The organism is Aeromonas sp. 62-46 (assembly GCF_001898585.1).
Taxonomy (GTDB): domain Bacteria; phylum Pseudomonadota; class Gammaproteobacteria; order Enterobacterales; family Aeromonadaceae; genus Aeromonas; species Aeromonas caviae.
In genome coordinates, this window is the sequence record NZ_MKUI01000018.1 from 104201 (window position 1) to 124473 (window position 20273).

23 protein-coding genes are annotated in these 20273 nt (G+C 61.4%); 16 read left to right on the forward strand and 7 right to left on the reverse strand.

Annotated elements, in window-relative coordinates; all coding sequences use genetic code 11:
• The first annotated feature begins 134 nt into the window (after positions 1-134).
• The 4 genes from BGO64_RS06545 to luxS are packed head-to-tail and all read left to right on the forward strand — an operon-like array spanning position 135 to position 3282.
• Entirely contained in the window at positions 135-1757 is a 1623-nt protein-coding gene (locus BGO64_RS06545) for an NAD+ synthase (RefSeq protein ID WP_244054084.1), read from the forward strand.
• Positions 1758-1766: 9 nt separating this feature from the next.
• Positions 1767-2105 carry a nitrogen regulatory protein P-II gene (gene glnB, locus BGO64_RS06550; protein WP_005308848.1) on the forward strand — a complete coding sequence of 113 codons (339 nt, stop codon included), beginning with the start codon at positions 1767-1769 and terminating at the stop codon, positions 2103-2105.
• A 46-nt stretch (positions 2106-2151) separates the two neighbouring features.
• Positions 2152-2754, forward strand: coding sequence for a transglycosylase SLT domain-containing protein (locus tag BGO64_RS06555; protein ID WP_041210965.1), 603 nt, complete (start codon positions 2152-2154; stop codon positions 2752-2754).
• A gap of 18 nt (positions 2755-2772) precedes the next feature.
• Complete coding sequence (gene luxS / locus BGO64_RS06560) at positions 2773-3282, forward strand: S-ribosylhomocysteine lyase (RefSeq protein ID WP_010673112.1); 510 nt, start codon at positions 2773-2775, stop codon at positions 3280-3282.
• A gap of 61 nt (positions 3283-3343) precedes the next feature.
• On the opposite strand, the gene BGO64_RS06565 is transcribed toward luxS, so the two are convergent.
• Positions 3344-4366, reverse strand: coding sequence for a GGDEF domain-containing protein (locus tag BGO64_RS06565; RefSeq protein WP_010673113.1), 1023 nt, complete (start codon positions 4364-4366; stop codon positions 3344-3346).
• 133 nt (positions 4367-4499) lie between these two features.
• Between BGO64_RS06565 and rnr the strand changes: the two genes are divergently transcribed.
• The 4 genes from rnr (at position 4500) to BGO64_RS06585 (ending at position 8823) form a co-directional block, all read left to right on the forward strand.
• Entirely contained in the window at positions 4500-6893 is a 2394-nt protein-coding gene (gene rnr, locus BGO64_RS06570; protein ID WP_010673114.1) for a ribonuclease R, read from the forward strand.
• Positions 6890-7639, forward strand: a complete 750-nt coding sequence (gene rlmB / locus BGO64_RS06575) for a 23S rRNA (guanosine(2251)-2'-O)-methyltransferase RlmB (RefSeq protein WP_010673115.1) — start codon at positions 6890-6892, stop codon at positions 7637-7639. The genes rnr and rlmB overlap by 4 nt, the downstream gene beginning before the upstream one ends.
• 7 nt (positions 7640-7646) lie before the next feature.
• Positions 7647-8216, forward strand: a complete 570-nt coding sequence (locus BGO64_RS06580) for a Crp/Fnr family transcriptional regulator (RefSeq protein WP_286700362.1) — start codon at positions 7647-7649, stop codon at positions 8214-8216.
• Positions 8217-8367: 151 nt separating this feature from the next.
• Entirely contained in the window at positions 8368-8823 is a 456-nt protein-coding gene (locus BGO64_RS06585) for a GNAT family N-acetyltransferase (protein ID WP_049636452.1), read from the forward strand.
• A 187-nt stretch (positions 8824-9010) separates the two neighbouring features.
• Here BGO64_RS06585 and BGO64_RS06590 read toward each other — a convergent pair whose 3' ends face one another.
• Positions 9011-9859, reverse strand: a complete 849-nt coding sequence (locus BGO64_RS06590; RefSeq protein ID WP_286700363.1) for an alanyl-tRNA editing protein — start codon at positions 9857-9859, stop codon at positions 9011-9013.
• 100 nt (positions 9860-9959) lie between these two features.
• Positions 9960-11183: an Nramp family divalent metal transporter gene (locus tag BGO64_RS06595; RefSeq protein ID WP_052814587.1), complete on the reverse strand. Its 1224-nt coding sequence runs from the start codon at positions 11181-11183 to the stop codon at positions 9960-9962.
• Between the two features lie 236 nt (positions 11184-11419).
• Between BGO64_RS06595 and rpsF the strand changes: the two genes are divergently transcribed.
• The 4 genes from rpsF (at position 11420) to BGO64_RS06615 (ending at position 13413) form a co-directional block, all read left to right on the forward strand.
• Positions 11420-11806: a 30S ribosomal protein S6 gene (gene rpsF, locus BGO64_RS06600; protein WP_005331771.1), complete on the forward strand. Its 387-nt coding sequence runs from the start codon at positions 11420-11422 to the stop codon at positions 11804-11806.
• 32 nt (positions 11807-11838) lie between these two features.
• On the forward strand, positions 11839-12069 hold the full coding sequence (gene rpsR, locus BGO64_RS06605) for a 30S ribosomal protein S18 (protein ID WP_005313392.1): 231 nt from the start codon (positions 11839-11841) through the stop codon (positions 12067-12069).
• A gap of 52 nt (positions 12070-12121) precedes the next feature.
• Complete coding sequence (rplI, locus tag BGO64_RS06610; RefSeq protein WP_010673120.1) at positions 12122-12568, forward strand: 50S ribosomal protein L9; 447 nt, start codon at positions 12122-12124, stop codon at positions 12566-12568.
• A gap of 101 nt (positions 12569-12669) precedes the next feature.
• Entirely contained in the window at positions 12670-13413 is a 744-nt protein-coding gene (locus BGO64_RS06615; protein ID WP_039040002.1) for a ferredoxin--NADP reductase, read from the forward strand.
• 54 nt (positions 13414-13467) lie between these two features.
• On the opposite strand, the gene BGO64_RS06620 is transcribed toward BGO64_RS06615, so the two are convergent.
• On the reverse strand, positions 13468-13812 hold the full coding sequence (locus BGO64_RS06620; protein ID WP_286700364.1) for a hypothetical protein: 345 nt from the start codon (positions 13810-13812) through the stop codon (positions 13468-13470).
• Between the two features lie 25 nt (positions 13813-13837).
• Positions 13838-14116, reverse strand: coding sequence for a hypothetical protein (locus BGO64_RS06625; protein WP_050485177.1), 279 nt, complete (start codon positions 14114-14116; stop codon positions 13838-13840).
• Positions 14117-14362: 246 nt separating this feature from the next.
• On the opposite strand from BGO64_RS06625, the gene BGO64_RS06630 reads away from it, so the two are divergent.
• Positions 14363-15358 (forward strand): hypothetical protein, encoded by a 996-nt coding sequence (locus BGO64_RS06630; protein WP_049636447.1) that lies wholly within the window; start codon positions 14363-14365, stop codon positions 15356-15358.
• Positions 15359-15364: 6 nt separating this feature from the next.
• On the opposite strand, the gene fos is transcribed toward BGO64_RS06630, so the two are convergent.
• Together fos and BGO64_RS06640 are read right to left on the reverse strand one after the other, a co-directional pair.
• Positions 15365-15766 carry a fosfomycin resistance glutathione transferase gene (gene fos / locus BGO64_RS06635; RefSeq protein ID WP_279981135.1) on the reverse strand — a complete coding sequence of 134 codons (402 nt, stop codon included), beginning with the start codon at positions 15764-15766 and terminating at the stop codon, positions 15365-15367.
• A gap of 29 nt (positions 15767-15795) precedes the next feature.
• A complete protein-coding gene (locus BGO64_RS06640; RefSeq protein WP_005308905.1) occupies positions 15796-15963 on the reverse strand; it encodes a hypothetical protein in 168 nt (55 codons plus the stop codon).
• Positions 15964-16019: 56 nt separating this feature from the next.
• Between BGO64_RS06640 and BGO64_RS06645 the strand changes: the two genes are divergently transcribed.
• The 3 genes from BGO64_RS06645 to BGO64_RS06655 are packed head-to-tail and all read left to right on the forward strand — an operon-like array spanning position 16020 to position 20267.
• Positions 16020-16994 (forward strand): NADP-dependent oxidoreductase, encoded by a 975-nt coding sequence (locus BGO64_RS06645; RefSeq protein ID WP_286700365.1) that lies wholly within the window; start codon positions 16020-16022, stop codon positions 16992-16994.
• On the forward strand, positions 16991-17428 hold the full coding sequence (locus BGO64_RS06650) for a YqaA family protein (RefSeq protein WP_029313803.1): 438 nt from the start codon (positions 16991-16993) through the stop codon (positions 17426-17428). The genes BGO64_RS06645 and BGO64_RS06650 overlap by 4 nt, the downstream gene beginning before the upstream one ends.
• Before the next feature lie 25 nt (positions 17429-17453).
• A complete protein-coding gene (locus tag BGO64_RS06655) occupies positions 17454-20267 on the forward strand; it encodes a M16 family metallopeptidase (RefSeq protein ID WP_286700366.1) in 2814 nt (937 codons plus the stop codon).
• The last annotated feature ends 6 nt before the right edge of the window (positions 20268-20273 follow it).

The following is a 20273-nucleotide window of genomic DNA, read 5'->3' on the forward strand; positions in this document are numbered from 1 at the left end:
AATATCTCCCTCGATTAGTTACATCTTATCTCCAGACAGCCAGAACACCAGCGCAAAGCCCAAGTGTTGAGCTGGCACAGCCAGCGCCTTTTCTTTATCATTCCCCATCATTTTCGAATTCAAGATGCATCGCCATGGCAAAAGCCCTCTCTCTGATGCTTGCCCAGTTAAATCTGACGGTAGGCGCCATCGAAGATAACTGTGACAAGGTACTGGCGGCAGCAGCCCTGGCCGATCAGCAAGGGGCCGATCTGCTGGTTTGCTCCGAGCTGGCCTTGACAGGATACCCGCCTGAGGATCTGCTGCTGCGCGCCGACCTGATGATCCGGGTCGAGGCTGCGCTGTCCCGCATCGCGGCATGGCAGGGACAATGTGCCATTCTGGTGGGCCATCCCTGGCGCGAAGAGGGGGCGCTTTACAATACGGCGTCTCTCTACGAGCGCGGTCAACTGCGGGCACGTTATTTCAAACAGGACTTGCCCAACTACGGGGTGTTCGACGAGAAGCGCTACTTCACTGCGGCGGCCGATACCTGTGTGGTGCCGTTCCGTGGCCATCAGCTGGGTTTGCTCATCTGCGAAGATCTCTGGCAGCCGGGTCCGGCGCTGGCCGCCAAGGCGGCGGGGGCCGAGCTGCTGCTCACCATCAATGCCTCTCCTTATGATCAGGAAAAACCCTGGATCCGCCGCGAGCTGATGGCGGAGCGCTGCGATCAGACCGGCCTGCCGCTCATCTACCTCAATCAGGTATGCGGCCAGGACGAGCTGATCTTCGACGGCTGCTCCAAGGTGTTCAACAGCCAGGGCGAGCTGACCCACAAGCTGGCACCGTTTGCCGAAGAGCTGGCGCTGGTGCGCTTTGCCGATGGTCAGCCGGTGAAGGAGCGGGAACCCGCTGCGCCGCTGGCGCCGTTGGCCGAGACCTATCAGGCCCTGGTGCTGGCGGTGCGCGACTATGTCACCAAGAACGGTTTTCAGGGCGCCGTGCTGGGCCTCTCCGGCGGCATCGACTCGGCGCTGACCCTGGCGATTGCGGCCGACGCCATCGGGGCGGACAAGGTGCAGGCGGTGATGATGCCGTTCCGCTACACCGCCCAGATGAGCGTGGAGGATGCCAAGGAGCAGGCCGAGCGAATGGGGGTGGAGTTCAACATCATCTCCATCGAACCCATGTTCGAAGGCTTCATGACCCAGCTGGCGCCTCTGTTTGAAGGGACTGCCCGCGACACCACCGAAGAGAACCTGCAGGCCCGCTGCCGCGGCGTGCTCTTGATGGCGCTGTCCAACAAGCGCCGCCGTATCGTGCTGACCACTGGCAACAAGAGCGAGATGGCCGTGGGATACGCCACGCTGTATGGCGACATGGCGGGTGGCTTTGATGTGCTCAAGGACGTCCCCAAGACCCTGGTCTTCAAGCTGTGCGAATATCGCAACAGCGTGGAGTACGTGATCCCGCAGCGGGTCATCGATCGTCCCCCGTCGGCCGAACTGGCACCGGATCAGGTGGACCAGGACAGCCTGCCCCCCTATGACATTCTGGATGCCATCCTCAAGCGCTACGTGGAAGAGGATGCGTCTGTCGCCGACATGGTGGCGGAAGGTTTCGAAGAGGCGGTGGTACGCAAGGTGATCCGCCTGGTGGATCTCAACGAATACAAGCGCCGTCAGGCCGCCGTCGGCCCCCGCATCACTGCTCGCAACTTTGGTAAGGACCGCCGCTATCCCATCACGTCCGGGTTCGGCAAACAGAACTGGTAAGGAGTCACCATGAAGAAGATTGAAGCCATCATCAAACCATTCAAGCTGGACGATGTGCGCGAGGCCCTGGCCGAGATCGGCATCAACGGCATGACAGTGTCCGAGGTCAAGGGGTTCGGCCGTCAGAAGGGCCATACCGAGCTCTATCGCGGTGCCGAGTACATGGTCGACTTCCTGCCCAAGGTCAAGGTGGAGCTGGTGGTGCAGGACGAGGATCTGGATGCCTGCCTGGAAGCCATCCAGAACACAGCGCGTACCGGCAAGATCGGTGATGGCAAGATCTTCGTCTGCGAGGTGGAGCGCGTCATTCGTATTCGTACTGGTGAAGAGAACGAAGACGCGATCTGATGTGGTGGATGTGCCCTGTGATGAACAGCAAGAGTCTGTCGTTCTGATGTCGTTTTACCGTATCGGGGTGGTTGCGGCGTGCCTGATGGCACTCACCGCGTGCAGTACCCGGCCGCCGGCCCAGCCGGAAAACCTGTGCCAGATCTTTCGGGAGAAACCCGAGTGGCACGAGGCGGCGCTCAAGATGAACGAGAAGTGGGGGACACCTGTCCAGGTAGTGATGGCCATGATGTACCAGGAATCTTCCTTCGTGCATGATGCCCAGCCGCCGATGCAGTATTTCCTCTTCATCCCCACCGGGCGGGCCAGTTCAGCCTACGGCTATGCCCAGGTGAAAGACGAAACCTGGGCCGACTACCAGCGGGAAACCGGCAACAGCTGGAGCGATCGCGACGACTTTGCCGACGCCATCGATTTCATGGGCTGGTACACTCACAAGGCACAGCGGCTCAACGGCACGTCCAAGTGGGATGCCTATGGCCAGTATCTCAATTATCACGAAGGCTGGGGGGGCTACCGACGTGGCAGCTACCGCAGCAAGGGATGGCTGATGAAGGTCTCCCGCAAGGTGGAGGCCCGTGCCCAGCGCTACGGTGCCCAGTATCGACAATGCAAGGATCAGCTCTCCAGCGGGGGCTGGTTCTGGTAACCAAATCAGGAGTCAGAAATGCCGTTATTGGACAGTTTTACCGTCGACCATACCCGCATGGCCGCCCCGGCAGTGCGAGTGGCGAAGACCATGCAGACCCCGAACAAGGACACCATCACCGTGTTCGACCTGCGTTTCTGCGTGCCGAACGAGGAGATCCTCTCCGAGCGCGGCATCCATACCCTGGAGCATCTTTTTGCCGGCTTCATGCGTGATCATCTCAATGGGAATGGGGTGGAGATCATCGACATCTCTCCCATGGGTTGCCGCACCGGCTTCTACATGAGCCTGATCGGTGCGCCGGATGAAGCCCGTGTTGGCGCTGCCTGGCAGGCCGCCATGAGCGACGTGCTGACCGTGCAGGATCAGGGCAAGATCCCCGAGCTGAACGAATACCAGTGCGGTACTTACAGCATGCATTCGCTGGAAGAGGCCCATGCCATCGCCCGCCATGTGCTGGAGCGCGGTATCGGTGTCAACCACAATGACGAGCTGGCCCTGCCGGAAGAGAAGCTGAAAAGCCTCTGATCCCGAGAAGGGAAGCATGAAAAAGGCCGGTCAATGACCGGCCTTTTTGCATCTGGTGGGATCAGGAGGGCAGTGGCATCACCCGATTGCGTCCCAGCTCCTTGGCCTTGTAGAGCAGCTTGTCGGTACGCTCGATCAGGGTGTCTGCCGTCTCCTGGGGGATGTATTCCCCCACGCCGAACGAGGCGGTGATGTGATCGATGCGTCGCCCGGATTTGCGATCCAGAATCGACATCCGCTCGATGACGCGACGCAGGCTCTCGGCCATCTGGCGGGTCAGCGCCAGGGCGCGGTTTGGCACCAAGAGGGCAAACTCCTCACCCCCCAGGCGATAGGCGGTTATGCCCTCCTTGCTGGCCTCTCGCAGCCGCTTGCCGACGATGCGCAGCACCTGGTCCCCCAGCAGATGTCCGTATTCGTCGTTGAAGTTCTTGAAGCGATCGATATCGGTCAGGATCAGCGAGAAGGGCTGCTTGCTGCGAATGAGGCTGTCCATCTCGAGATCGAAGGCGCGTCGATTGAGCAGAGACGTAAGCGGGTCCTCGGTGGCCAGCTTTCTCGTCTCGTTCAGGGCCTGTTTCAGCTCCTTTATCTCTTTCTCGGCGCTGCTTAGCTGGTTGCGAAAGTGGAGGGTGGACATGCGTACGTCACGCGACTCGCGCACGAGATCCCGCAGGATCCCCATGGTGTCTTCCAGACTGAGCCCCTCGTCGTCTATCTTGCTCAGCTTGTCGAAACTCTTGTCGAGCATCTCCTGAAACAGCCCGGTATCGGAGATGGCATCCTGCATCGAGTGACTCAGCTCGCTGGCCATGGCCGCCAGGTTGAGTTTCATCGCCTCGATCTGCTGCTCGTCCTGAGCCGCAAGGTGCTGGTGGTAGAGACGCTCACAGGTGGTCAGGGAGAAGGTCCCCTGTTGTTTTATCGCCTGATCGACGGCATGGTTGAGTTCGGGCATGTCGCCGGAGACATAGCTGTACCAAAGGTGATAGTTGTTCGGCGTGGTGGGAATTTGATACTTGATCATCAGGGGAACCGCCTGTTTCAAATAGGCGGCAGATTGGGCGAACGAGTCCTTGCTCATGAGTTCCGAGTCTCACATACCTGCAAACTGTGTCCAGTATGACAGAGAGAATGGCCAAAAGGCAGTCGATGGATGCCATTAGCTCCCCCCTCCGATATAATGTCTGCGTTATTACCTACCCTAAGGCCTGCTTATGTCTCAAAAAGATCCTTTCCTCCAACGCGAGGCCGAAAAATACGAAAACCCCATCGCCAGTCGCGAGATGCTGCTGGAGCTCATCAAGGGCCATGAGAAACCCATGTCCCGGGAAGAGCTGGCCAAGGTCCTCAAGCTGACCGATGAAGAGCCGTTGGAAGCCTTGCGACGTCGTCTGCGCGCCATGGAGCGCGACGGGCAGCTCGTGTTCACCCGCAACCAATGTTACGCCCTGCCGGATCGCCTGAATCTGGTCAAAGGCTATGTGCTTGGCCACAAAGATGGATTCGGTTTTCTGCGCCCCGAGGGTGGTGGAGCGGATCTCTTCCTGAACAACCGCGAGATGCAGCGCCTGATGCATGGCGACTATGCCCTGGTGCAGCCGACCGAGATCGATCGCAAGGGTCGTCAGGAAGCGCGTCTGGTGCGCCTGCTCAAATCCCGCGAGGCGGACATCGTCGGTCGTTACTTCGTCGAGAACGGCGTCGGTTTTGTGGTACCCGATGACAGCCGCATCGGCCAGGACATCATCATCCCGGAAGGGGAGAACAAGGGGGCTCGCCAGAGCCAGGTCGTGGTCGTGCGCATCAACCAGCGCGCCACTGCCCGCTTCAATGCGGTCGGTACCGTCTTGGAAGTCCTGGGTGAGAACATGGCGCCCGGTATGGAGATCGAGATCGCCCTGCGTACCCACGGCATTCCGCACACCTGGCCGGAAGAGGTGACCAAGGAGGTCGCCGGTCTCGGCGAGCAGGTGCCGGAGAAGGCCAAAGAGGGTCGCATCGACCTGCGCGCCCTGCCGCTGGTGACCATCGACGGGGAAGACGCCCGTGACTTCGATGACGCCGTCTTCTGTGAAGCCAAGCGCGGAGGCGGCTGGCGCCTGTGGGTCGCCATCGCGGACGTTTCTGCCTATGTGAAACCGGGCACGGCCCTCGACACCGAAGCCTATCAGCGCGGCAACTCGGTCTATTTCCCCGAGTTCGTGGTGCCCATGCTGCCGGAGGTGCTCTCCAACGGTCTCTGTTCCCTGAACCCGCAGGTCGACCGGCTCTGCATGGTGTGCGAGATGACCATCTCCGCCGCCGGCCGCATGTCCGGCTACAAGTTCTACGAAGCGGTAATGAACTCCCACGCTCGCCTGACCTACACCAAGGTAGCGGCGATCCTGGACGGGGATCCCAAGCTGCGTCAGCAGTATGATCCGCTGGTGGGCCACATCGAAGAGCTGAGCAACCTCTACAAGGCGCTCAAGCATGCTCGCCATCAACGCGGTGCGGTGGAGTTCGAAAGCGAGGAGACCCGCTTTATCTTCAACGCCCAGCGCAAGATCGACCGTATCGTACCGCTGGTGCGCAATGACGCCCACAAGATCATCGAAGAGTGCATGATCCAGGCGAACGTGGCTGCCGCCCGCTACATCGAGAAGAACGAGGCCGCCGCCCTGTTCCGGGTGCACGACCGCCCGGGCGAGGAGCGTCTCACCGGCTTCCGCGACTTCCTGGCCGAACTGGGTCTGGAGCTCAAGGGGGGCCTGGAGCCCGAGCCGAAGGACTTTGCCGACCTGGCCGCCAAATTCGAAGGGCGCCCGGATGCGGAACTGCTCTCCACCATGCTGCTGCGCTCCATGCGTCAGGCCATCTATCAGGCCGACAACATCGGTCACTTCGGTCTGGCCCTGAAGTCCTACGCTCACTTCACCTCGCCAATCCGTCGCTACCCGGATCTCATCCTGCACCGGGCGATCAAGTACCAGACCGCCAAGGAGCAGCAGGGCAACCTGCGCCACAAGTGGACCCCGAGCGGTGGCTACCACTACCAGCTGGAAGAAGTGGACCCGATGGGCGAGCACTGCTCCATGACGGAGCGCCGTGCCGATGATGCCACCCGCGACGTGGCAGACTGGCTCAAGTGCGAGTACATGCTGGATCACGTGGGTGACGAGTTTGACGGCGTCATCGCCAGCGTCACCGGTTTTGGCTTCTTCGTGCGTCTGGCGGAGATCCACATCGACGGTCTGGTGCACGTCAGCACCCTCACCAACGACTACTACCAGTTCGACCCGCTGCACCAGCAGCTGATCGGCGAGAACTTCCGCCGTCGCTACCGTCTGGGTGACAAGGTGCGGGTCAAGGTGATGGGCGTGAACCTGGACGATCGCAAGATCGACTTCGTCATGGTGGAAGAGCCCCTCAAGGCCACCGGCAAGAACGCCAAGGAGATGGCGCGCAAGCAGGCCGAGATCAAGAAAGAGAAGGCCAAGAGCGCCCAGCGCCACGAGAAACGCAAAGAGGGCAAGGAGAGCGGCAAATCCGACAAGGGTGGCCGTGCCAAGCCCAGCAACAGACGACCGAGCAAAAAGGCTCGCGACAAGGCCAAGAGCACTAAATGAGTACTGAACTGATCTACGGCATTCACGCCGTCTCCGCGCTGCTGGAGCGCACCCCCGAGCGCTTCATCGAGGTGTGGGCTCTCAAGGGCCGCGATGACGAGCGGCTGCATCCCCTGCTGGCCGAGCTGGAGTCCCTCGGTATCAGGGTGCAGAGCGTGAACCGCAAGACGCTGGATGACAAGGCGGAAGGCAACAATCACCAGGGCATCATGGCCAAGGTGATTGAAGCGCCCAAGCTGGCCGAGCACGACCTGGCCAGTCTGCTGGACGATCTGGCGGCGCAAGAGACAGCGCCCTTCCTGCTGGTACTGGACGGGGTGACCGATCCGCACAATCTCGGCGCCTGTCTGCGCAGTGCCGATGCGGCCGGGGTACATGCGGTGATCGTGCCGCGGGACAAGGCCACAGGCCTCACGTCCGTGGTGCGCAAGGTCGCCTGTGGCGCTGCCGAAGTGGTGCCGCTCATCCAGGTCACCAACCTGGCCCGCAGCCTGCGCGAGCTGCAGGAGCGCGGCGTCTGGATCGTGGGTACCGCCGGTGAGGCGGATCACGATCTCTATCAGGCCAAACTCACCGGCCCCATGGCGCTGGTGATGGGGGCCGAAGGCAAGGGGATGCGCCGCCTGACCCGCGAACATTGCGACGAGCTGGTGAGCATCCCGATGGCGGGGGCAGTATCCAGCCTCAACGTCTCGGTGGCGAGCGGTGTCTGCCTGTTCGAAGCCGTGCGCCAGCGCCGCGTCTGACAAGACGATGACCGACAGACCCCCCTTTGTCTGGGAACGGGTTGCAGATGAGCAGGAGGCCGAGCGCCTCCTCTCTTTTGTCCGCTCCCTGACCTTGCCCCCTCGCACCTGCCTCTGGCATGCCGGCGACAGTCCGGCTCTGCTGGTCAGAGTGGAGGAGGGGTTGCTGCGGGCCAGGGTGGTGCTGGCGGATGGCCGCGAGTACATCAAGGAGTTCTATTGGGAGGGGGACGAGTTTCTCGACTTCCACCACCTGCTCAGTGGTGAGCCCGCCCGCTACAGCGTGGAGGCGCTGGAGCCTTGCCGGCTGCAGCTTCTTCCGCTGGCGGATCTGCGCCGACTCCCTTGCTGGCCCGCCTGGTATCACCATCTCCTTGAAGTGCAACTGCGCATCAAGGAGGAGAAAGAGTTGTTGCTGCTGACCGGGGGCCCAGAGGCGCGGTATCAGCATTTTCTGCGAAGCTTCCCCGTGCTGGATGCCAGGGTTCCGGATCACCAGATTGCCGCCTATCTGGGGATCACCCCCATCAGCCTGAGCCGCATCCGCAGGCGGCTGAAAACGCGCGATCAGGGTTGAGCCAGAAGGGATTGCCGATGAACCTGGGCAGAGATCGGCTCTTTGCCGGCCATGTCCGCATTGGATGAGAAGGGGGGCAACTTAACCAAGGTTAATGCCCCTCGTCGGGAGCAAGATTATGCTGTCAGACCCCATTAAACAGGAGTCATTCATGAACTGGAGTATGAAATCCTGGTCCGAGCTGACCACGGATGAATTGTATGAGCTGCTTGCCCTGCGCGCCGAGGTGTTCGTGGTGGAGCAGACCTGTCCCTTCCAGGATCTGGACGGGCTGGATCGCCGTGACGGCGTGCTGCATCTGCTCGGTCGTGAGGGGGATCACCTGGCGGCCTATGCCCGCATCATGGCGCCCGGCATTGGTGATGACAGCGGCGCCGCCATCGGCCGCGTGGTCACCTCTCCCACGTCGCGGGGGGGCGGACTGGGTCACCGCCTGCTGGCGCAAGCGGTCAGAGAGTGCGAGGCACGCTGGCCTGCACACAGCATCTGGCTCGGTGCACAGGCCCACCTGCAAGGTTTTTACGGTCAGCATGGTTTCGTGGCCGAAGGGGAAGGGTATCTGGAAGATGACATCCCTCACATGGGGATGCGAAGGGAGCCTGCCTGACATCGTCAGGCGCCAGGAAAGGGGCAAGTGGCCCCTCACCCGTGGTGCATCGCATGGTTTTTTGCTACCCCGTGGCCATGTGGTCGTCAGCCCGAGGTGAGATACCGCCGCGCTGATCTGCCTGCGGTCTCTCTGTCGGGACACCGCCCCGGTCAGGGCGGCACGGCATAAGGAAGGCTGGAGTGGTTCAGGGGGTGACCCGGGTGGTGAGGGTAAATCCCACTTCACTGGAGGCCAGCGTCACCTGAACCTGGCCCAACTCGGTCAGACTGCCCACATGGGTGCCGCCACAGGGAATGGTGATCTCCCGACCGTCCAGCATGCCATGCCAGTAGCGGGAATCGATGATGGCATCACCGGCCCGGCTGCGGCGGATCTCGCCTCCCTCTTTGAGCCAGCGCATCAGCTGCTCGTTGACCTGGATCGCTATCCTGTCGAGGTCGGCCAGCAGTGCCTCGCTGTTAATTCCCTTTTTTCGAAGGCTCTTGCCGATCCGGTACTGCTCCTTTGATCCTCTGGGCTCGACCCGGGAGAGCTGGATGGCGAGGCGGTCGAAATCCGGCTGCCCGAGAGCGTCAAGCTCGCTTGTCTCCTTTCGCCAATAGGGCGTGAGCGCCCGATTGAGGGCCAGTGCCACCAGGTGGCAGGCGCTGTGGCCCAGGCTCAGGGCATGGCGTGCCTCGGCATCCACTGTCAGTTCCACAGGCGAGCCAATGGCAAGGTGATGGGAACCGGCGAGGGGATGCACCACCACGAAAGCCCACCCATCCGCCCCTCGCGTGACCGGAATCTCCGTATCCACGAACAGCTCGCCCTCGGGACTGATGGCGCCCATGCGGCAGGGGCCCACGGCCGCTTCCCCCCCTTCCCAGCGCACAGTGCCCACGTCACCGGGTTGATCGGGCCAGAGGTGGCTCTGGGGATGAAAGGGGGTGAGGTCGGTGACCAGCAGGGTCGGATCCCCCTGTTTGCAACAGACGACGCTGGCCTGTTCCTGATGGTGGCCCAGTACGAAGCTGGCTCGGGTATGTTCCATGGCAGGGCTCCCGCAACGAGATGATGAGAAGGGAAAGGGGCAGCATACGCGAAAGTGCGAAGAGGCTCATCAACCCGGGTCAATGAGCCTCAAGATGGCGTTAGAGGGTGGTGACCAGCAGATAGGCATTGAGGCCGATCACCAGGGCGACGATGAGGCGCCCCACGGCCTGGGTGACGGGGTGATTGCGATGTGCTCCCATCAGGGCGCGATCACCGGTCAGGATCAGCAGCGGAATGAGAGCGAGGGCGATGCCGAAGCTCAGCACTACCTGGCTCAGTACCAGAATTTCCGTGGTGTTGAGGCCCATGGCGATCACCACGAAGGCGGGAGCCATGGTGATGGCTCGGCGCAGCCAGAGCGGAATGGTGAAGCGCACGAAGCCCTGCATCACCACTTGCCCCGCCAGCGTTCCCACCACGGTGGAGGAGATGCCGGAGGCGACCAGGGAGAGGCCGAACAGGGTGGCGGCTGCCGGGCCCAGCAGGGGCGTGAGGGTCTGGTAGGCCGTTTCCAGCTCGGCCACCTGCTGATTGCCGGAGCTGTGGAAGGCGGCCGCCGCCATGGCCATCATGGCCAGGTTGACGAAGCCGGCGATGGTCATGGCGATGGCCACGTCGACCCGGGTGCTGTGCAGTCGCTGGGTCACCGTGCCCTGCTCCTGGGTATGCTGGGTCAGGGCCGAGTGCAGGTAGATGACATGGGGCATCACGGTGGCACCAAGCACGCCGGCGGCAAGATAGACAGCATCACCATTGGGGAGGCCGGGGAAGAGTGCCCCTTCCAGCAGACTCGGCAGGTGGGGGCGCGAGAAGATCAGCTCGACGATGTAGGCGGCGGCCACGAACAGCAGCAGGCCGCCCACCACGAACTCCAGCGGCTTCTGGCCGCGGGATTGAAGCATCAGGATCCCCCAGGTGACCACGGCGGTGATGCAGGCCCCTTCCAGCAGGGTGATACCGAGCAGCAGTTTGAAGCCGACCGCAGCGCCGATGAACTCGGCGAGATCGGTGGCCATGGCGATGATTTCGGCCTGCACCCAATAGGCCCAGACTGCGGGCCTGGGCAGACGATCACGAATGTGTTCCGCCAGGTTCTTGCCAGTGACGATACCGAGCTTGGCCGAGAGGGTCTGCACCAGCATGGCCATCAGGTTGGCCCACACCACTACCCACAGCAGTTGATAGCCGAAGGTGGAGCCGGCCTGGATATTGGTCGCAAAATTGCCCGGGTCGATATAACCGATGGCGGCGATGAAGGCGGGGCCGAGCAGGGTCAGCTTGAATTTGCGGGCCGGGATGGCCGTGGTGAGCGCAGGTTGCATACTGTCATCCTCCGTGGGGATATGAGGAGAGTATGGATCTAAATGATAATTGTTATCAATTAAAGTTTTGTATCGGGCTCATCGAGAAAAACATCTCGCTTCGCCAGTTGCAGTGGGAGAGGTGATTTCGTACAATACGCCGCCCTAGAAAGCAGCGTCTAAACATCACTATGTTCCTTGCCTCCGAGGTCTGGCTGCACCTGGGCGGAGGCTGAATTAATCCGTAAGGAGCTAAAATGCGTCATTACGAAATCGTCTTCATGGTTCATCCGGACCAGAGCGAGCAAGTACCTGGCATGATCGAGCGTTACACCGGCGCTATCACCACCGCTGGTGGTACCATTCATCGCCTGGAAGATTGGGGCCGTCGTCAACTGGCTTACCCGATCGACAAGCTGCACAAGGCTCACTACGTTCTGATGAACGTAGAAGCTGAACAGGCCGTTATCGATGAGCTGGAAACCAACTTCCGCTTCAACGATGCCGTTATCCGCAACATGATCATGCGCACCAAGCACGCCGTGACTGAAGTTTCTCCGATGGCCAAGGCCAAGGAAGAGCGCTTCACCCGTCGTGACGACGAGCGTCGCGAAGATGCTGTTGAAGCGTCTTCCGAAGAGTAATTCTTAGATCACCGCATTAGAGGATAAAGGCCATGGCACGTTATTTCCGTCGTCGTAAGTTCTGCCGCTTCACCGCCGAGAACGTTACCGAGATCGACTACAAAGATATCGTTACTCTGAAAAACTACGTCACTGAATCTGGCAAGATCGTACCGAGCCGTATCACCGGTACCCGCGCCAAGTATCAGCGTCAGCTGGCACGCGCCATCAAGCGTGCTCGTTACCTGGCTCTGCTGCCGTACACCGATCTGCACAACAAGTAAGAATCGGCCCGGCGCTTACGCCTAACTCAACGAAATTTATAGAGGAAAGGTAATGCAAGTTATCCTGCTCGATAAGATCGCCAAACTGGGCGGTCTGGGTGACCAAGTTTCCGTAAAAGCTGGTTATGCCCGTAACTACCTGATCCCGCAAGGCAAAGCTGTTATGGCCACCAAGGCCAACATCGAAGCCTTCGGTGCTCGTCGCGCTGAGCTGGAAGCCAAACTGGCTGCCAACAAGGCTGCTGCCGAAGAGCGCGCTGCCAAGCTGGGTGAGCTGGCTGCCGTTGTCATCGCCTCCAAGTCTGGCGACGAAGGCAAGCTGTTCGGTTCCATCGGTACCCGTGATGTGGCTGAAGCCATCACTGCTGCCGGCGTAGCCGTTGCCAAGAGCGAAGTCCGCATGGGCAACGTTCTGCGTAACACCGGTGAGTACGAAGTTGTTGTTCAGCTGCACGCTGACGTCAAAGCAACCGTACAAATCCAGGTTGTTGCTCTGTAATAGCGTTCCGCTCTTGCAGAAAAACCCGCGCACATGCGCGGGTTTTTTATTTTCAGATCAAGGGGTAAAGTGAAGATCTGTTCCTCTGGAGGAGAACCTTTATGGCTGCCTGGGTTGAAGGTCGGGTCATCGAGCGCATCGAGTGGACACCCACCCTGCTCTCACTGCGTGTGGAGGCGGAACTTGCCCCCTACAAGGCGGGTCAATTCACCAAGCTGGCCCTGGAGCAGGGCGAGCGTCGCGTCCAGCGTGCCTATTCCTTCGTCAATCCTCCCGGCACGCCCTATCACGAATTCTATCTGGTGGAGATCCCCGGCGGTGAACTGAGCCCCTCTCTCGGTTCCCTGCAGGTGGGCGACAGCCTGCTGGTGCAGTCCCAGGCCACCGGTTTCCTGACCCTGGATGAGATTCCCCCGGGACGGGATCTCTGGCTGCTCTCAACCGGCACCGCCATCGGCCCCTTCCTCGCCATGCTGGCTGAGGGACAGGTCTTCGACCGCTTCGAGCATCTGGTGCTGGTACACGGGGTGAGAAAAGGGGAAGAGCTCAGCTATCAGCCGCTTATCGCCAGTTTTGCCGAGCAGCATGGCGAGCGTTTTCGCTATGTTCCCTTCGTCAGTCGTGAGACCTGGCCGGGGGCGATGGCAGGGCGTATCCCGGCAGCCATCGTCGATGGCAGCTTGCAGGCAAGGGTGGGGCTGAACTTCTCCCCCGAGTTGAGCCAAGTGATGATCTGCGGCAACCCCGCCATGGTGAAAGAGACTCAGCAGACCCTGCTCGGGCTGGGGCTTGCCAAGAACCTGCGTCGCGCCCCCGGCAATATCAGCATGGAAAACTACTGGTAGGGGACATGACTCCAGGGGCCACAGGCCCCTCAACCATGTCCATGGGCATGCTGGTCAGTGTTTTTGGTGGCCGTTGCCGCCGTGCTTGTTCCTGGGCTTGTCATGGCCCTGACCCGGGTTGTTGCCACTGTGAATGCTGCGGTTGTAATGGTCGCGGTATTTTCCATCCATGTTGTCGCAGTTGAGCTGGATACGGCTGGTCCGGGTGCTGACATCCAGGCAGTTGTGCTGCCACCACTCGTACTCCTTGTCGTCCCAATCCAGGCTTACCCGGCCCTGGTCGGTGGAGATCCGGATGTCGTCATCGTGTTTGGAAGGGGGTGCAGCAAAGGCCATTTCCTGAACCAGAAGCAGGGAGAGCAGCAGTGCGCCGCGGGAAGTCATGGTCATGTGGGTCATCGCATCAAGGCTCCTGTCAGGGGGATCATTGATCCGGTTGCGTGCTGATCTGGTTGGTGCTGGGGGGCTGGTTGCGCTGCGTCTCGTCCTCCAGATTGAGGTTGATCCTCTTGCAGTCGGCGGCGGCCGTGTCACCGCTCCCGAGATCGAAGCAGTTGCTCTGGGACCAGTCAAACTGCGTGTCATTCCAGTCCAGATTGAAGGTCAGCGCATCCACGGAGAAGGTCTGGCTCCCTTCGTCCTGTGCCAGGGCGCTACCGGTGATCAGAAAAAGAGAGAGCAACAAAGCCGTCGTTCTGTTCATGATGTCCTCGAGTCGTGTTCGGTGGAAATGAGTGTAATGCGGCGGGCTTAACCCGAGCATAACCGCAGATGTCCTTCAGGTACGGGGTCGATTGTAGTGTTTTTCTGCTGCCGATTTGCACGTTTTGGTCGCACTCTGGGCAGCTGATCGTCCATGGGCGGGAATTCGGGGATTTGCCCTTCTCTCCGGGGGAGTGGCGACTATAATCGGCAGCCAACTTTTCCTGCAGATGTTTCCCGCTTCATCATGACTACACAGGCTTGCGCCGCATTGCGTTACCCCAAGGGATGGTTCGCCCTCACGACTGTCTACAGTTTTACCGGGCTGGCCATTCTGGCTTCCATCGTCTTCTCCCTGCTGCTGTTTCTCTCCATCGACGAAAACCCCCTGATGAAGTGGCTGTTCGGCGGGCTGGCCATCATCTTCGAGCTGGGCAAGTTCTATGTCTGGTACGAGTACGGCGAGTGCAAGGCGAGGCGGGATCTGGGCGGCGCCTTCTGGTCGCTGCTGTTCTACAGCGTGCTGGCCGCCATCTCCATCGGGGGCAGTATCGGCGGCATCAACAGCGCCACCAACACCATCCTGAGCCAGCAGGCGCGTCACGAGCGGGAGATAGCCCGTTTCGACGAGCAGATAGCCAGCATAGAGCGGCAGATCCAGCTCAACGAAGAGGCGGCCCGCAAATACATCGAGATGGCGCGTATCTCGAGCGGCGTCAGCGGTCTGCAGCAGGCCAACACCAAGCTCAGGCTGCGTCAGGACGAGCTGCGCCAGGAGCGGGACGCCAAGCCGCTGGGGGAGCAGTCCTCCATGCTGGGGCTGATGAGCAGTCTGGCGGACGGGGTGGGCATGAGCATCGGCCAGGTGCAGTTCCTGCTGGTCTGCTTCCTGTCTATCCTGCTCGATGCGTTTGGTGCCTTTTTCGTCAGCCTGATCGGTGAGGAGAACCGCTTCCGCCGTCAATGGATGTGGCAACGGGAGAAGGCGCAAGCCGAGGCCCGGGTCGCAGTGCCGACCCCGGAGCCGCCAGCCATCAGCAGACCCATGCCCGAGCCAGCCGTGGTCGCCCAGGTGCGCGGCGCGCTGGAGAGCGGCGAGCTCAAATGCAGCAAACGCAAGGTGGCAGAGGCATTGTCACTGTCTCTGGAGGAGGTGGACCGGGTGTTCCAGCATCTGTTGGCGCAGGGCGTGCTGGGGCAGGGCAGCAATCGTCACTACCATCTTCGTGCCGAGCAGGGGTGATCCGGCTCAGTCGAACCAGATAAGATCCTCATAGGGCTGCTGTCTGAGAGAGGCGAGGCGGCTATCCAGGTTGCCTGCATGGATTTCTAGTCGGTGCCCGTCGGGATCCAGCAGATAGAGTGAATCCCCTTCACTGCTGTTCTTCTTCCACTCCACGACGCCCGCCGCGCGCAGACGGGCGCAGAAGGCTGGAAACTGTTCAGGCGAGATGCCAAACGCGACATGGCTGTAATCTCTGGCCGGTTGGGGAGGATCGCAGGAGAGACAGAGCCAGAGATCGCCGAGGGTGAGATAGGCTCCCCGTGCCCATCTCACCCTGGGGCGACATCCCAGCAAGTCGACATAAAAGGCAACGCTGCTGTCGAGATCGCCGGTTGCCAGCGTGAGATGGTTCAGTCCATGCAGCATCTTCTCTTCTTCCCCCTTGTCCCCGAACCCTAGTGAGTGAGCACCATCATCAGGCTGAGGAAGGCGGCAAGCCCGCCGCCGATGCCGATGATCCAGTAAAAGCCCTTGGCCCCCTGTTTGAGCGGAATGCGGAAGTAGAGCAGAAACGCCCACCACCCCAGGGCCAGCAACAGAGGAATAAGAAACATTCGAGCCATGGTGTCCTCGCTGTTATTCTGTTGACCCTTGATCAATCAACAGGATGGATTGTGCAATGACGCAGTTACAGATTACCGCATTCGGCGACCCCTCGGTACTCAGGCTCAACCCTTCCCTGGACAAGGTGCCCGCGGAGGGAGAGGTCCGGGTGCGCATCTGCTTTGCGGGGGTCAACCCCATCGATGCCAAGACCCGGGCCGGTCTCGGCTGGGCGGCCGCCCAGAACAAGGACAACCTGCCCTGGACGCCGGGTTATGACGTCTCCGGCGTGGTGGAAAAGGTGGGGCCCGGCGTGACCTCCCTGGCCGAGGGGGATCAGGTGTGCGGCATGGTGGGTTTCCCCCTCGCCGCCGGTGCATATGCCGAATCCGTGGTGGCCCGCGAGGAGGAGCTAGTCAAGCTCGATGGGGTGAGCCTCAGGCAGGGAGCGGCCCTACCGCTGGCGGGTCTCACCGCCTGGCAGGGGCTGCTGGAGCACGGTGGCCTGCAGTCGGGGCAGCGGGTACTGATCCTGGCCGGTGCCGGTGGCGTCGGCCACCTGGCGGTGCAGTTTGCCGCCGCCTATGGTGCCCACGTGGTTGCCACGGCAAGTGGCGACAATCACAGCTTCCTTCATAGTCTCGGGGCGAGCCGGATGGTGGATTACCACCAGGCCGGGTGGTGCACCGAGGCGATCACCGATGGTCCGTTCGATCTGGTGCTGGATCTGGTGGGGGGCGAGAGCGGCAAGGCGGCGCTGGCCTGCGTCAAGCCGGGCGGCCGTCTGGTGACGGTCCCCACCATCACGGCCCAGCAGATCAAGGACGCGGGGGCCGAGCTCGGCGTCGAGGTTGTCGGCATGCTGGTCCATCCCGATCGAACGCAGCTGACCCAGATGCTGACGCTGCTTCGCCAGGGGGAGGTGAAGATCACTGTCTCCGGTGAATACACGCTGGCAGAAGGGGCGCTGGCCCATCAGGCCATCGAGCAGGGCCATGTGCGCGGCAAGCTGTTGCTGCACATGTCCGCCGCAGACGGCCAGCCCGGATGATAGACTTCACCGGGATGGGGCTGGGAGGGCTGTTTCTGAGCGCCTTCACCTCCGCCACCCTGTTGCCCGGCAGCTCGGAAGTGCTGCTGGGCGCCATGGCGGTCAAGGGGGAGTGGAGCATGACCAGCCTGCTTTTCTGGGCGACGCTGGGCAATACCCTGGGTTCCATGACCACCTGGTGGCTCGGCTGGCTCGCCACCCACAAGAAAAAACCGGAAGATTTTCAAGGCCGTGGGGAACAAAAAGCCCTTGGTTGGCTCAAACGTCATGGCCACTGGTGTCTGCTGCTTGCCTGGACGCCTGTGGTCGGCGATGGTCTCTGTCTGCTGGCTGGTTGGCTGCGCCTCTCCTTCTGGCGCTCCCTCATCTTGATCGGGCTCGGCAAATTGCTTCGTTATGCCCTGGTGTTTCTGCTGGCCAGTCAGATCTTCTAGCCCTTTTGTCACTCACGAGGTACCCGTGAACAAACTCATTCCATTAAGCATGCTGCTGGGCTTCTCCCTTCCCGTGCTGGCGGCCCCGACCCTGGTGTCCGAGCAGGTCAAACAAGAGGGCAAGCTCGGCATCCCCTACCAGATGTACAAGCTGGACAACGGTTTGACCGTGATCCTGGCCCCCGACCACTCCGATCCCCTGGTGCATCTGGACGTCACCTATCACGTCGGCTCCTCCCGGGAAACCGTGGGCAAGTCGGGCTTTGCCCACTTCTTCGAGCACATGATGTTCCAGGGCTCCAAGCACGTTGGTGATCAGGAACACATGCGGATCATCAACGAGGCGGGCGGTGACATGAACGGCACCACCAACAAGGACCGCACCAACTACTACGAAACCGTGCCGGCCAATCAACTGGAGAAGGTGCTCTGGCTGGAGGCGGATCGCATGGGCTTCCTGCTCGATGCGGTGAGCCAGAAGAAGTTCGAGATCCAGCGCGCCACCGTCAAGAACGAACGGGCCCAGCGCATCGACAACCAGCCTTATGGCCTGGTGGGCGAGCGTGTGGGGGAGGCACTCTATCCGCGCACCCACCCCTACTCCTGGCAACCCATCGGTTATGTGGAGGATCTCGACCGGGTCGACGTCAACGACCTCAAGCAGTTCTTCCTGCGCTGGTACGGTCCCAACAACGCGACTCTGACCCTGGGCGGCGACTTTGATACCAAGCAGGCGCTGGCCTGGATTGAGCAGTACTTCGGTTCCATCCCGCGCGGTCCGGACGTGGCCGAACCGACGCCTCAGCCTGCCACCCTGCCGGCTACCCGCTACGTGACGCTGGAAGACAAGGTGCATCTGCCGCTCCTGTATATCAGCTACCCGACCGTCTCCCTGGGTGACCCGCAGGAGCCGGCGCTGGACATCTTTGCCGATGTGCTGGGGGGCTCTGCCAGCTCCATGCTCTACCAGTCCCTGGTGAAAACCGGCAAGGCCATCGAGGCGGGTGCCTCCCACTCCTGCGAAGAGCTTGCCTGCACCCTGACGGTCTATGCCTACCCCAATCCGGCGGCGGATGGCAGCCTCAAGACCCTCAAGGGCGAGGTGGACAAGGTGATCGGCGAGTTTGCCCAGCGCGGCATCAAGCCCGCGGATCTGGAGAAGGCCATCAGCAGCTATCGCGCGTCCGCCATCTGGGGACTCGACAGCATCGAGGGCAAGGTAAGCCAGCTTGCCATGGGGCAGGTGCTGGCCCGGGATCCCGACTATGTGTTCAAGAATCTGGATGCCATCGCCCGGGTCAAGGGGTCTGACGTCAAGGCTGCCTACGACAAGTTCATCCAGAACAAGCCTGCCGTGGTGCTGAGCGTGGTGCCCAAGGGCAAGAGCGACTGGCAGGCCGCGACCCCGAACTTCACTCCCGCCAAGCGGGAGCTGCCGGATTACAGCAAGCATGACAAGGTGCTGGCCGAGCGGCCGGTGAAAGATGACTTCGATCGCAGCGTGCAGCCCAAGGCGGCCGATGCGGTGAGCGTCAAGGTCCCCGCCATCTGGCGTGGCAAGCTCGGCAAGGGGATCGAGATCATCGGCACCCACAGCGACGAGATCCCGGCCGTCTCCATCATGATCGCCCTGCCGGGTGGCATCCGGGCCGAAGGCAAGGGAGAGCTGGGGCTGGCCAGCCTCACCGCCGCCATGCTGGAGCAGGGGACGATGCGCCTCTCCGAGGCCGAGCTGAGCGACGAGCTGCAAAAACTCGGCGCCAGCATCAGCGTCTCCAGCGCCCAGTACAACAACCTCATCACCATCAGCAGTCTGGCGGACAAGCTGCCCGAAACCCTGGCGCTGGTGCGGGAAGTGCTGCTGCAACCCGGCCTGCGGGAAGCGGACTTCGAGCGGCTCAAGACCCAGATGCTGCAAGGCATGAAACAGAGCGAGCAGCAACCCGAGTGGCTGGCGGGTCAGGCGTTCCGCGAACTGGTCTATGGCAAGCAGAACCGCCTCGGCCAACCCTCTGACGGGGTGCTGGCGGACGTGGAGAAGCTGACCCTGGCGGATGTGAAGCGCTTCTATGAGGCTTATTACAATCCGACCAATGCCAAGGTGGTGGTGACAGGTGATGTGACCGCCCAGCAGGTGGAATCCGGTCTCGCCTTCCTGACCCAGTGGCAGGGGGCCGCCCCGACCCTGGGGGATCTCAAGCCCGGGGGAGAGCAGGCCAAGCCAGGCATCTATCTGGTGGACAAGCCGGGGGCCCCCCAGTCGGTGATCCGCATCGGCCGCCGCGCCATGCCGTTTGACACCACGGGAGACTATTTCATCGCCAACCTGATGAACTTCAACCTGGGTGGCAACTTCAACAGCCGCATCAACCTTAACCTGCGGGAAGACAAGGGCTACACCTATGGTGCCAGCTCGGGCTTCCAGGCCAACCGCGAGGCGGGTATCTTCGCGACCGGCGCCAATGTGCGCACCGATGCGACCGTGGATGCCATCCGCCAGTTCCTCAAGGAGATGGACGGCTACCGCAAGAGCGGGCCGACCCCGGTGGAGCTGGCCTACATGCGCAGCGCCGTCTCCCAGCAGGATGCGCTCTCCTACGAGACCCTGGGGCAGAAGGCTGGCTTCCTGCTGCAGATGATCATGTACGACCTGAAGCCGGACTATGTGCAGGCCCAGAACAACCTGATCAAAACAGTGTCACCCGAGACGCTGAAGGCCAGTGCAGCCCGCTGGCTGGATCCGGCCGAGATGGTGATTGTGGTGGTGGGAGACAAGCAAAAGCTTGAAAAACCCCTGAGTGAGCTTCATCTTCCCATCTATCCACTGCAACTGCCCTGAGGGGCG